This is a genomic window from Clostridium sp. OM05-5BH (assembly GCF_003481505.1).
Classification (GTDB): Bacteria; Bacillota; Clostridia; order Lachnospirales; family Lachnospiraceae; genus Otoolea; species Otoolea fessa.
In genome coordinates this window covers 61,210-74,619 of sequence record NZ_QULJ01000006.1, presented here as the reverse complement: position 1 = coordinate 74,619, position 13,410 = coordinate 61,210, and the positions used below count along the sequence as shown (strand labels likewise).

General features: G+C 47.7%; 11 protein-coding genes. 1 reads left to right on the top strand and 10 read right to left on the bottom strand.

Annotated features, from left to right (window positions below):
- Positions 1-18: 18 nt before the first annotated feature.
- The 4 genes from DXB70_RS09185 to DXB70_RS09170 all read right to left on the bottom strand — a co-directional run bounded on the left by DXB70_RS09185 (position 19) and on the right by DXB70_RS09170 (position 4,237).
- A complete protein-coding gene (locus DXB70_RS09185) occupies positions 19-1,170 on the bottom strand; it encodes an acyl-CoA dehydrogenase (protein ID WP_118638305.1) in 1,152 nt (383 codons plus the stop codon).
- A gap of 130 nt (positions 1,171-1,300) precedes the next feature.
- Positions 1,301-2,137 (bottom strand): 3-hydroxyacyl-CoA dehydrogenase NAD-binding domain-containing protein, encoded by an 837-nt coding sequence (locus tag DXB70_RS09180; protein WP_118638306.1) that lies wholly within the window; start codon positions 2,135-2,137, stop codon positions 1,301-1,303.
- 40 nt (positions 2,138-2,177) lie between these two features.
- Entirely contained in the window at positions 2,178-2,954 is a 777-nt protein-coding gene (locus DXB70_RS09175; RefSeq protein WP_118638307.1) for an enoyl-CoA hydratase-related protein, read from the bottom strand.
- 101 nt (positions 2,955-3,055) lie between these two features.
- Positions 3,056-4,237, bottom strand: coding sequence for an acetyl-CoA C-acetyltransferase (locus DXB70_RS09170; RefSeq protein WP_107001360.1), 1,182 nt, complete (start codon positions 4,235-4,237; stop codon positions 3,056-3,058).
- A 505-nt stretch (positions 4,238-4,742) separates the two neighbouring features.
- Here DXB70_RS09170 and DXB70_RS09165 point away from each other — a divergent pair.
- Positions 4,743-6,086, top strand: coding sequence for a butyryl-CoA:acetate CoA-transferase (locus DXB70_RS09165; RefSeq protein ID WP_107001359.1), 1,344 nt, complete (start codon positions 4,743-4,745; stop codon positions 6,084-6,086).
- Positions 6,087-6,306: 220 nt separating this feature from the next.
- Here the strand turns inward: DXB70_RS09165 and DXB70_RS09160 are convergent, their stop codons facing one another.
- The 6 genes from DXB70_RS09160 to DXB70_RS09135 all read right to left on the bottom strand — a co-directional run bounded on the left by DXB70_RS09160 (position 6,307) and on the right by DXB70_RS09135 (position 13,022).
- Positions 6,307-7,986 (bottom strand): DUF5722 domain-containing protein, encoded by a 1,680-nt coding sequence (locus DXB70_RS09160; RefSeq protein ID WP_118638308.1) that lies wholly within the window; start codon positions 7,984-7,986, stop codon positions 6,307-6,309.
- A 286-nt stretch (positions 7,987-8,272) separates the two neighbouring features.
- Positions 8,273-10,276: a heavy metal translocating P-type ATPase gene (locus DXB70_RS09155; protein ID WP_118638309.1), complete on the bottom strand. Its 2,004-nt coding sequence runs from the start codon at positions 10,274-10,276 to the stop codon at positions 8,273-8,275.
- 168 nt (positions 10,277-10,444) lie between these two features.
- On the bottom strand, positions 10,445-10,663 hold the full coding sequence (locus tag DXB70_RS09150; RefSeq protein ID WP_022358590.1) for a cation transporter: 219 nt from the start codon (positions 10,661-10,663) through the stop codon (positions 10,445-10,447).
- A 127-nt stretch (positions 10,664-10,790) separates the two neighbouring features.
- Positions 10,791-11,150, bottom strand: coding sequence for a metalloregulator ArsR/SmtB family transcription factor (locus tag DXB70_RS09145; RefSeq protein ID WP_022358591.1), 360 nt, complete (start codon positions 11,148-11,150; stop codon positions 10,791-10,793).
- A gap of 487 nt (positions 11,151-11,637) precedes the next feature.
- Entirely contained in the window at positions 11,638-11,835 is a 198-nt protein-coding gene (locus DXB70_RS09140) for a tautomerase family protein (RefSeq protein ID WP_107001356.1), read from the bottom strand.
- 17 nt (positions 11,836-11,852) lie between these two features.
- Positions 11,853-13,022, bottom strand: a complete 1,170-nt coding sequence (locus tag DXB70_RS09135) for an iron-containing alcohol dehydrogenase (protein ID WP_107001505.1) — start codon at positions 13,020-13,022, stop codon at positions 11,853-11,855.
- Positions 13,023-13,410 lie beyond the last annotated feature (388 nt).

Sequence of the window (13,410 nt, the reverse complement as noted above, 5' to 3'; positions counted from 1 at the left end):
ATTTCTCTGCAGACTGAATTATTTTAACAGATCAGCGGAGATAACCATTCTCTGAACCTCAGATGTACCCTCGTAGATCTCAGTGATCTTAGCATCACGCATCATACGCTCTACGTCGTACTCTCTCGTGTAGCCATAACCACCGTGAAGCTGTACAGCCTTGGTTGTAACTTCCATAGCAACCTCTGCTGCATACAGTTTAGCCATAGCTGCTTCTACAGAATAGGTTTTCTGTGTCTTCTTAGCAACGGCTGCTCTGTAAACAAGGAGCTGAGCTGCTTTAACTTTGGTAGCCATATCTGCCAGCTGGAACTGAGTGTTCTGGAACTGACCGATAGCACGACCAAACTGTTTTCTCTCTTTTACGTAATCAACAGTTCTCTCAAGAGCGCCCTCTGCAAGACCAAGTGCCTGGGAAGCGATACCGATACGTCCGCCATCCAGGGTATGCATAGCGATGTGGAAACCTTTGCCCTTCTGGCCAAGCAGGTTCTCTTTCGGGATACGGCAATCTGTGAAGATCAGCTCGTATGTAGCAGATCCACGGATACCCATCTTCTTCTCTTTGGTACCGAAGGTGAAGCCCGGAGTTCCTTTCTCTACGATAAATGCAGAGATCTCTTTTTTCTTTCTGCCCTTTACTTCAACAACGCCTGTTACAGCGATGATAACGTAAATGTCAGCCTCTTTACCATTGGTAATGAAAACTTTGGAGCCGTTTAATACCCACTCGTCGCCGTCTAATACAGCCTTGGTCTGCTGACCCTGAGCATCTGTACCAGCACCCGGCTCAGTAAGACCGAAAGCACCAAGCTTCTCGCCCTTAGCAAGCGGAACCAGGTATTTCTGTTTCTGCTCTTCAGTACCGAAGGTCTGGATCGGATCGCAGCACAGAGATGTGTGTGCAGATACGATAACGCCGGTAGTACCACAAACTTTGGAAAGCTCCTCAACGCACATAGCGTATGTTAACGGATCACAGCCCTGTCCGCCATACTCCTTCGGAACCGGGATGCCCATGAAGCCAAGCTTCTGCATCTTTTTAACGGTTCCCTCCGGGAAGTGCTCTGTCTCGTCAACTTCCTGTGCCAAAGGTTTTACTTCGTTCTCGGCGAAGTCATGGAATAACTTTCTCGCCATTTCATGCTCTTTACTTAATGTAAAATCCATGTGTCTATTCCTCCATCATTTTCTTATATACGCTTAAGAGGCGGCTTTAAGTGCCGCCCCGCTGCGGTTCTTAAAAATCTGGTACTCTATTATGTTTTCATCTGGTCAAGAAGCCAGACTTATGTACATATTAGTTGTACTTGTAGAAGCCCTCGCCAGACTTACGGCCAAGCTTGCCGCCGCGAACCATCTTTCTAAGAAGCGGCTGCGGACGGTACTTCGGATCACCCGTCTCAGACTGAAGTACTTCCATGATAGCCAGAACAACGTCCAGACCTACCAGGTCGCCCAGTTCAAGCGGTCCCATCGGATGGTTAGCACCCAGCTTCATAGCGGTATCGATACCCTCTACAGAAGCCTCGCCCTCAGCGTAGATACCGATAGCTTCGTTGATCATCGGGATGAGGATACGGTTTACTACGAAACCAGCGCCCTCTTCTACCTGTACCGGGATCTTGCCGATCTCTTCAGAGATCTTCTTAACTTTGTCAACAATCTCTGCCGGAGTGTTTAAGCCTGCGATAACCTCAACCAGCTTCATAACCGGAGCCGGGTTGAAGAAGTGCATACCGATAACCGGGCGGTCAAGACCTGCACCAATCTCTGTAATGGACAGAGAAGATGTATTGGTAGCAAATACGCAGTCTGCCTTGCAGATAGCGCCCAGCTCTTTGAAGGTCTGTTTTTTGATCTCCATGTTCTCGATTGCTGCCTCAACTACGAGATCGCAGTCGCTGCAGATAGTCTTAACGCCGGTATGGATTCTGGCAAGGATCTTGTCTGCATCCTCTTTTGCCATCTTTCCTTTTGCTACTCTCTTCTCAAAGTTCTTGGTAATTTTCAGTTTGCCGTTGGAAGCAAACTCTTCGTTAATATCACACAGGCATACTTCATATCCATCTACCTGGGCAAATGCCTGAGCGATTCCGGAACCCATGGTTCCTGCACCAATAATACCAACTTTCATGACAAATCCTCCTGAAATTATACAACTATAATTTAACTAACTATCTATTGTTAAACTGCTCCACTTTCCGTTTCTCAAGGAATGCTTGCATACCGTTCTTCTGATCTTCTGTCTCGAAGCATCCGCCAAACAGTTTTTCCTCGATCACGATAGCCTGATCCATATCAGTCTGAAGTCCGTCGTTCATCGCCTTCTTGCTGTTTCTGACAGCGATCGGAGCCATCTTTGCGATAGCGCCTGCCAGCTTCTTCGCAGCCGGCATCAGCTCTTCCTGTGTATAAACAGCATTTACAAGTCCGACACGGTATGCCTCGTCCGCTTTGATGTTGCGGGACGCAAATACCATCTCTTTTGCCTTGCCCGGTCCGATGAGACGTGCGAGTCTCTGTGTACCGCCGAAGCCTGGTGTGATACCAAGACCTACTTCAGGCTGTCCGAATAATGCATTGTCCGAGCAGATACGGATATCACAGCTCATGGCAAGCTCATTGCCGCCGCCGAGTGCGAAACCGTTTACTGCCGCGATAACCGGAATCGGGAAGGTTTCGATCTTGCGGAAAATATCGTTGCCGAATTTACCGAAGTGCTCGCCCTGCTCCTTGGTCATCACGCTCATAGCAGCGATGTCAGCACCAGCTACAAAAGATTTCTCTCCTGCGCCGGTCAGGATAATTGCACGAATTTCGGAAAGGTCTACTGCATCAAATGCAGCTTCAATATCCTTCAGCACATCCTCGTTTAACGCGTTCAGTGCCTTCGGACGATTAATAGTTATGACTGCGACGTGTCCGTCTACCTCATAGTCTACAAATCCCACTTCCAGTTCCTCCTAAAAAGCTCTTGAATTGAAATACGTAAAACCAGAAACAGCCGGAGCGCCGGGGATAAGCCCCGACGACTCCGGTTCTGCGTCAGAGATTAGTCTCTCTCAACGATCGTTGCGCAGCCCATGCCGCCACCGATACACAGAGTAGCCAGACCCTTCTTAGCGTCACGTTTCTGCATCTCGTATAACAGAGTTGTCAGGATACGGCAGCCAGATGCTCCTACCGGATGTCCGATAGCGATTGCACCGCCGTTTACGTTCAGGATGTCTTTGTTGAAGCCAAGGTCACGAGCTACAGCGATAGACTGAGCTGCGAATGCCTCGTTTGCCTCGATCAGATCGAAGTCTTCTACCTTCCAGCCTGTCTTCTTCAGAACTTTCTTGGTAGCTGCAACCGGTCCAATACCCATGATGCTCGGATCTACACCGCCCAGAGCGCCTGCTACCCATGTAGCCATCGGTTTGATACCCAGTTCTTTTGCTTTCTCTTCGCTCATAACAACTACAGCTGCTGCACCATCGTTGATGGAGGAAGCGTTACCAGCTGTTACACGTCCGTCTTTCTTGAATGCCGGACGAAGCTTGCCAAGAACCTCTACAGTGGAACCCGGACGCGGACCCTCATCGGTATCTACGATAACAGTCTCTTTTTTCTTCTTAACTTCGATCGGAACGATCTCGTCTTTGAAACGTCCAGCCTCGATAGCTGCGCAAGCCTTCTGCTGGCTAGCTGCTGCAAACTCATCGAGTTCTTCTCTTGTGATACCCCACTGATCGCAGATATTCTCAGCGGTGATACCCATGTGGTAATCGTTGAATGCATCCCACAGAGCGTCATTTACCATGGTGTCGATCATGGTCGCATTGTTCATACGGTATCCGTAACGAGCCTTCATCAGAGCATACGGAGCTGCGGACATGTTCTCTGCACCACCAGCTACTACGATGTCAGCATCGCCTGCAAGGATCATATCTGCTGCTGCGTTTACAGCATTCAGACCAGAACCGCAAACCACGTTCAGGGTAACTGCCGGAACTTCTACCGGAAGACCAGCTTTCAGAGACATCTGACGTGCTACGTTCTGACCAAGGCCAGCCTGGATAACACATCCCATGTATACGTGATCAACCTGCTCCGGAGCAACGCCTGCTCTCTTCAGAGCCTCCTTGATAACTACGGCACCCATCTCAGCTGCTGGAACAGTACTGAGCTGGCCACCCATAGAACCTACTGCGGTACGGCATGCACTTGCAATTACGACTTTCTTAGACATTGAAAAAATCCTCCTTGAAAATGATCCACCACGTAAATAACACAACTGCAGTAAATAGTAAAATAGTGATAAATATGATAGTGTATTTGTATCTTAACACCCCACGCGGCTCCTGTCAAATAATTATCAATGGATTTATAAAGATTTAAGATTCTCATTTTTCCGCGTACAATCCACTTATTTCTACATCGTTTTGATCTCCTTTAGGCGGAATGCACAATTTTTTTCTTCCGTTTTCTCAATAAAAGTGGTCTTCTCTGGCATTATAACCAACATGGTATTTTGTTTGTGAATTAATAGACAAAGTCATTTCTTTTCTATTTACATACACTTATATCTGTAATTCATAAATATGAATATGTCGTCATTTTCCCCTATTTTGTCCTCCGCCTCTTTCGTTGACAAGGGGTAGTGGAGATGATACACTGATAAACAACGGGGGATGTCCGAATCACGCATTTGTACGGACTTCTTCATATTATTAAAAAGGACAAGGTGAATAAGTATGGATTACAAGAAACTGTATGCAGAAAAGCTGGTTTCCGCTGAAAAAGCTGCTTCCGTCGTTAAATCTGGCGACTGGGTTGACTATGGCTGGACCACCGGCACTCCGGTAGCAGTCGATGCTGCTATCGCAAAACGTCTTCCGGAACTGGAGAATGTAAACTTCCGCGGCGGTATCCTGATGTGGGTACCGGAGATCTTCAAGATCGAAAACCCGGCAGCTCATATGACCTGGAACTCCTGGCACATGAGCGGTATCGAGAGAAAGGCAATCGCACAGGGATTCAGCTTCTATGCTCCGATCCGTTATTCCGAGCTTCCGAGATACTATCGTGAGTCCGCAACCAAACCGGATGTAGCTGTATTCCAGGTCGCTCCGATGGATGAGCACGGTTATTTCAACTTCGGACCAAATGCTTCCCATATGGCAGCCTGCTGCGAGACTTCCAAGGTTGTCATCGTAGAGGTCAATGAAAATATGCCGGTCTGCCTCGGCGGATTTGAGAACGGCGTTCATATCTCCAACGTAGACATGATCGTAGAGGGCAGCAACCCGACCATCGCAGAGATGGGAGGCGCCGCAGCAGCGACTGATGTCGATGAAGCAGTTGCAAAACTGATCGTAGACGAGATCCCGGATGGTGCCTGCTTACAGTTAGGTATCGGCGGTATGCCGAACGCAGTTGGTTCCCTGATTGCGAAATCCGACTTAAAGGATCTGGGTGTTCACACCGAGATGTACGTTGACGCATTCGTTGATATTGCCGCAGCCGGCAAGATCACAGGCGCTCACAAAGCACTGGACAAAGGCCGTCAGGTATACGCATTCGGCGCTGGTACCAAGAAACTGTATGACTACTTAAACAACAACCCGGCCTGCATGAGTGCTCCGGTTGATTACACCAACGACGTCCGCACCATCGCAGCCCTGGACAACTTCATGTCCATCAACAACGCGGTTGACCTCGACCTCTTCGGTCAGGTAAATGCAGAGTCCGCAGGAATCAAGCACATCAGCGGTGCAGGCGGACAGCTTGACTTCGTTCTGGGCGCTTACCTGTCCAAGGGCGGAAAGAGCTTCATCTGCTGCTCCTCCACCTTCAAGAACAAGGCTGGCGAGCTGCAGTCCCGTATTCTCCCGACCTTAAATCAGGGTTCCATCGTAACCGATACACGTGCAAACCTGCACTACCTGGTAACCGAGTACGGTAAAGTAAACTTAAAGGGTCTTGCAACCTGGCAGAAATGCGAGGCTATCATCTCCGTTGCACATCCGCAGTTCCGCGATCAGCTGATTAAGGAAGCTGAGAAGATGCATATCTGGAGACAGAGCAATAAGATCTGATAAGAACTCAAGATCTGATAAAATCGGCAGGATTCGGAGACAAAATCCAGCAAACCATCTATGGTATCTGAGACTCCCGGTTCTCCGATACATCAGATACGTTTATTTTCTAAAAAAAGTGCTTTTCCTCTCAAGAAATTTTCTTCGAGAAGAAAGGCACTTTTTTATTTATACTTTTTTTCTTATAGTTTTTGTTCTACAAGTCTCTGTCTACCATCCGCTACTGTTCCAGAGACTTCCACCGGAAGTTCGGAATCACATCCGACCACTTATTAATTCCGATGATTGATTTTGCAAAATTCGAAGTTTCCAGCGTGTATCTCTTCTGATCAATGTCGTGGAAAACTCTCCAGAGCTTTCGATCCTTTACCGCTACAATCTCATTGCCCTGATTCATATCACAGGACCACAGACCGAAGCTTAAGCCTGCCCTTACCTCTGACGGCGCATCGACCTGACGACTCAGAATGTACGCGTCGATATACGGGTTGCTGTCCACGATATAGTAAGAATATGCAAATGCCGCCGCCTGGATATCCGACACATCGCCGCGCGTCAGACTCTGTGCAGTAAATCCTTCCTCCGTCAGAATGACATGGCGCACCTCGCCAGATGCTGTCTTCATCGAATCCTGATTCAGATAATCGGTCAGTACATGCAGGTTTGCAAAGTTGACAATCGGTGAATCTGCACTCTCGGTTACCAGCCCCGTTGCCGGATCATCCCAGAATTCCGGTTCCGTCATCGGGTACGGATACGGATGGTAGGCAATGCCCCAGTCCATCTGGCCTTCCGTTACTGCCAAGGCGTTAAACGTATCAACAATGCCTTTGCCCGTATAATGCACCTGATCGTTCAGGTTCTCATACGGAGCTCCCCACCAGAAATCAAGTGAAAAATAAACCCGGTCATTCGCACTTGTGCTCTTGATCGCCGTGTAGAACGTGCGGAATGCCTGCTGATACGTGGATACATATGCATTCAAATCTGCCGGTCCCATGTAGTTCCAAATCTGGTTGTTGATCTCATTGCCCAGAATCCAGTTGGAAATCTTCGCATAATTTGAATTATGATTCTTGCCGCTGTAACGATCCGCCAAAAACGCGAAGATCGCACGCGTTGTCTCAAACCCTTCCTGTGTCTTCGTGTTAAACATATAATAATTGGCGCTCGAAGATTTCGCAGTTCCCGCATGAACCAATTCCGGGTGCGCGTCATTCCAGTCATTTAAAACGATCGCCGTCACGGATATATCTTTTCCGATATATGTACTGATCACCTTGTCATAATTTTCAACCACCGACTTATTAAAATGATACGTTTTTCCATCGTACTCATAATCAATGCCACTTCCTAAAAACTGGGAAAATGCGATATTGACTGCCACATGTTTGACGCCCAGTGTAAATGCATCGTTGAGCATATTTAACTGGATATTCAAGCCCTTTTTCGTCAGCGGCGTCTTAAACGCATCCTGATTGGATGCAACCACCTCCGGATTTGTGATATAATGTGCCGCGCCAACTGCCGTAAATGCAGTTCCGTCAAACACTGCCGGAACAAACCGGCTATAAAGGCGGTCCTGGGCAGTTCCCTTGTTTAAAGGAATCGAGACGGTCCTCGTCTCCCCTGCGCCTACGCTGCTGACATAATCAGTCCGGCTTCCAATCTCCGACTCATACGGCCGCAATTCAAACAGATAAATCTTTCCGTCCGTCCCCGTTGTATCACCGTTGCTTGAAAGTAAAATATCCACTGTATTCTGCCCCGAACCAATCAGACAGGAGCCGATCGAAGCGGTTATCTGAAACGTCTGCGCCGCCAGTGCTGTGAACGCAGCCGCCACACTCAGGCAGACCGCTGCAGCCAGGACAAGCGCCGTTTTCATCCATTTTTTCATCCTGTTCCTTCCTTTCCGTCTAATATCCTATGGTATTTGATCATACTTCATTCTTCCGTCAGATTCAATTACTATTTTATTAAGGATTATTACAACTATTTTGGAAATTCTGTATGATTCCCAGCATTTTATCTTTCCCAAGCCTTGATTTCTTTCTTATTCCTATTCTTTTACCACTTGCAAATATTGGTTTTATATATAAATCCCTTAGAGCCGCAAATTTAAAAAGCTACAGTTTCCGGAACCATCAAGTATTCCTTCCGCCATAGCTTTTTGATATTAGCGATTATTTAGTTCTTAATGCCCTCATCGCATTTAAAATTGCAATGACGGAAACACCGACGTCCGCAAACACGGCTTCCCACATATTCGCCACTCCAGCCGCGCCCATCAGAAGCACAACCGCCTTAACCGCCAGAGCAAACACGATATTCTGGTGCGCGATTGCCATTGTCTTGCGTCCGATTTTAACCACACCTGCAATCTTCGCCGGGTTATCATCCATCAGGACAATGTCCGCCGCCTCGATCGCCGCGTCACTTCCCATGCTTCCCATTGCAATACCGACATCTGCGCGGGAGAGAACCGGTGCATCGTTAATGCCGTCGCCGACAAATGCCAGCTTCCGCTTTCCGGTCATCTCCGCCAGCATCTCCTCGACCTTCTGCACCTTATCCGCCGGAAGCAGCTCCGTGTACGCCTGATCGATGCCAACCTTCGCAGCCACCGCCTCTCCGACCGCTTTCCGGTCGCCCGTCAGCATAACAGTACGGCGGATTCCAGCCGCCTTCAGTCCACGGATCGCATCCTCCGTCTCCGGCTTGATCGTATCGGCAATCAGGATACTTCCGGCAAATTTTCCGTCCTTTGCCAGATAAATCACAGTGCCGATGCCGTCGCATTCCTGATACGGTATATTTTTACTCTTCATCAGGCGTCCATTACCCGCCAGAACTATGTGACCGTCGATCGTTGTCTCGATACCATGACCGGAAATCTCGTTGGTTTCACCGATGCGGGTTAAGTCGATCAGGGGTTTGCGTACCACTCCCTGCACACCCTCTTTGGACTGCACCTCTTTTATTGTGTCATTGTCAGCATCCAGAACGATTTCTGCTGTTCCCGCATTCGCCTTTTGAGTTTTTGCTTCTGCCAAACTGCCTTTTCTCTCACGATACGCCTCCCGTATCGATTCCGCGATCGGATGCGTCGAATAATTCTCGGCATACGCCGCCAGCTCCAGAAGCTCATCCTCACTGATTCCCGCCGGATGCAGCTCCGTCACTTTAAACTCGCCCTTCGTCAGGGTGCCTGTCTTATCAAATACAACCGTATCCAGCTCCGAAACTGCCTCCAGATAATTGCTTCCCTTGACTAACACACCGATGCGGGATGCAGCACCAATGCCGCCAAAGAAGCTAAGCGGAACCGAAATCACCAGCGCACACGGGCAGGAAATTACCAGGAAAATACAAGCTCTCTGAATCCACTCGCCAAATTCTCCGCCCAGCACAATCGGCGGCACAAATGCCAAAGCAACCGCCGCGATCACGACCACCGGCGTATAATATCTGGCAAACCGGGTGATAAAGTTCTCCACCTTCGCCTTCTTGCTGCTGGCATTCTCCACCAGCTCCAGAATCCGCGCCACCGTCGAATCATCAAATTCTTTCGTCACGCGCACCCGCAGAAGCCCGCTGCCATTGACACATCCGCTGATGATTTCATCCCCGGCTGCCGCACGGCGCGGTACCGATTCACCAGTCAGCGCCGAGGTATCGATCATCGATTCACCCTCTACCACCACGCCATCCAGCGGAATCCGCTCTCCCGGCTGTACCACGATGATGTCATCCACTTCCACATCATCCGGCTCGACCTGCTCTATCTGTCCATCTTTTTCAATATTGGCATATTCCGGGCAGATATTCATGAGATCGCTGATCGACTGGCGCGAACGGTTAACCGCATAACTCTGAAACAGCTCGCCAACCTGATAGAACAGCATAACCGCAACCGCCTCAGAAAACTCGCCCACACCGAACGCCCCGAACGTCGCTACTGTCATGAGGAAATTCTCATCAAACACCTGACCATTTTTAATCCCCCGGAACGCCTTGTATACAATATCCCATCCAATAATCAGATACGGAATTAAAAATACGACTAACTCTGTCCACCGCTGCGGCATTCCGGCAAATACATTCATTTTTTTCGCTGCTGCCGCCGCGATATATACGATTGCCGCCGCAACGATCCGCTTCAGCATCGTTTTCTGCTTCTGATTCATAAAGCCTCCCTTCATTCTGGAAACACATTCCCAGAAAAAAAGATATAGGAAAATGTGCCGGCACAGCTCATTTGCCTATATCTTTTTACTTTGCCCTTCTGTGCATTACACAATCTGATTTTATTCTTTTAAAAAGCAGCTTTTGACCCGATTATGCCTTTTCCAAGTTTACATATTAATAATGCAGTCCGGTTCCACCTTCTTGCACACTTCTACAACCTCTTTCATGATCTCGTCAAAACGTGCGTCATCCGCATCGATCGTCATTTTCTGCATCATAAAGCTGACACTCGCATCATTGACTCCATCCAGCTTCTTGATCGCATCTTCCATCTTTGCTGCACAGTTTGCACAATCCAGATCAGTTAATTTAAATTTCTTCTTCATGATAATCCTCCTCTTTTTATTGAGTTATAAATTTTTAATGTTTGCTTTTCGAGACCTGCAATTTTTTCTTTACAGATAGCACCGCTTTCACATTCATTCAATCCATTATCATCATTCAAGGAACTTGCTATTCTTTAATATGCTCAAAGCCCTGGTTGATAATCCGGTAAACATGGTCGTCTGCCAGCGAATAGAACACCGACTTTCCGTCCCGTCGGCTCTTGACAAGCTGCGACTGCTTGAGAATCCGAAGCTGATGCGAAATCGCCGACTGCGTCATATTAAGCAGCTGTGCAATGTCGCAGACACACATCTCCGACTCAAACAGCACAAACAAAATCCGGATCCGCGTCGAATCACCAAATACCTTAAACAGCTCCGCCAGATCATACAAATCATCGTCATCCGGCAGCATTCCCCGGACCGACTGCACAACCTCATCGTGAACAGCACACTCCTCACAGCACTCTACATCATGAATTGCCATCCGATTTCTCCCTTCATGCTACGCATTTCTGCCCTGCTTCACTGCTTCTTTCGTGAAAGCAGTTTGCAGGATTTTATCAAGATTTCTTTGAAATATTTTTATTTATATGAATCATTGTTCATATGTTCATTATATGAATGTAACTGGGAAATGTCAAGAAATATTTGTGGGAATTTAAAAGGAGTAAATGAAATATTTTCTCAATTATAAAATGCTGCAAAAAAGACTGTTCATACAGACAAAATCCACTAAGTAATGCGCGTAAATGTGCTTCTTTCTGCCCGGTTTACAGATGATACTCTGTAAACCGGCACAGCTCAAATATCTATTCTCTACATCCTATGCTTTTTTGTCTATTTATGAACAGTCCGTTCTTTTTTATTCATTATTATATATCTTTTGCAGTTTATTTTTTCGACACTGCTTGAGCTATATTATCCATCGTCGGATGATCTTTTGCCTCTTTCTGCAACCCCGACTTAGACTTCTAATAGAATCTCTCCTCGCCCGGAATCGCATCCAAATATTCTTGCCATTTCTCAGCCGGTACATCATGAACCGATACCGTCACAACCTTCGGATCCTTCTTTAATTCTTCTGATACCAGCGTTCTGACCTTCTCAGCCAGCGCTGCCTTCTCTTCCCGGCTCCGTCCCGGGTACATAGATATTGCAATGTGTGGCATGATTTTCCTCCTTTGTACTAATAGCACTCTTCCAAAATATCCAAGATTTCCGCGTGCGTCAGCTGCCGATACCCGCCGTCATTGCGGATACATGAATCAGCAATCGTTTTCAGCAGGCTCTGATCTGTGATTCCCAGTTCCCGCAGCGTCCCCGGCAAACCAATCTCATGAATAAACGCCTGTAATGCGTCAATTCCGCCAAATGCCAGTTCTTCCTCATCGCCGCCATCTGGTGACATTCCCCAGACATTTACAGCAAATTTCACAAATTTCTTGATGCCGTCCCGGCAAATTCGACGATAATACGCCGGATGGATCACGCCAAGTCCCATGCCGTGGTTGCAGTCCGTGTAAGCCCCCATCTGATGTTCAATCATATGCGCCTCAAAATCACACTGTTTTCCTAATTTGATAATGCCAATCTCCGCCATCGTGGATGCCCACATCAGGTTGCTGCGCGCCTCATAATTTTCTGGTTCCCGGATCGCCACTGGCAGGTTCGCAATAATACTCCGCATCAGCGCCTCCGAGATCGCATCCGAAAGATTATCCTCATCCGGTGCGCTGAAATATGTCTCCATCACATGGCTGAGCATATCAAAACCGCCCGCTGCCGTCTGGAGTGGAGAAACCGTGTAGGTATATTTCGGGTCCATCATCGCAAACACCGGATTGCAGCGCGGATAATTCCGGCTCGTCTTAATTTTCTGTTCCTCATGGGTGATTACACCCTCGCCGTTGACCTCGCTTCCAGTGCCGACCACGGTCACAATCACGCCCACCGGAACCGGCTCAAAATCAATCTCGCCCTTTTTGATCCAGTATTCCTCCCAGACGTCCTTGTCCGTCGCAGCCGCCATTGAGATCGCCTTGCTGCAGTCCATGACCGAACCGCCGCCCACTGCCAGAATCAGATCTACCTGATTTTCCTGTACGACTTTTTTCCCTTCCATTACCTTGCTGTAGGTCGGATTCGGCATGATGCCAGAAAATTCTATCACCTGTTTTCCAGCCAGCTTTAAGACATCCATCACTTCCTGATAAATGCCATTCGTCTTGATCGAGCCGCCGCCATATGCCAGCATCACCGTTTCCCCATACGGCTTCACCGCCTCCAGCAGGTGCTCTTTCACACAACCTCCGCCAAAATAAATCTTTGTCGCATTTTCAAATGTAAACGCCCGCATCGTTCCCTGTCCTTTCTGAACCCGTTCCGGCAAATGCTTTTGCATCCGCCTGATGTTCTGCCTTCTTCTTTGTAGATATGTTTTTTTGAATCTTTATTTTGATTATTTTTCTCCTTTATCTCAGATTCATCAAATGTTCATCTATAACCCACACTAAATTTGACAAGTTCTCTGTAAGTGTTCATATTATATCACGATTCGCATCTTCGATGCTTACCGCTGCTGACGCAGCTATCGTGATCGCCATTCGCCGTTCGCCATAAATCTGCAAGCAGCTTTCTGGCTCACTTGCGCTCATTATATCATATTACCTTTTTACATTCTATCTTTTTCAGAAATTTCACGCATATATTTTCATTTTTATGAATAAAATTGCACAAACTTATAT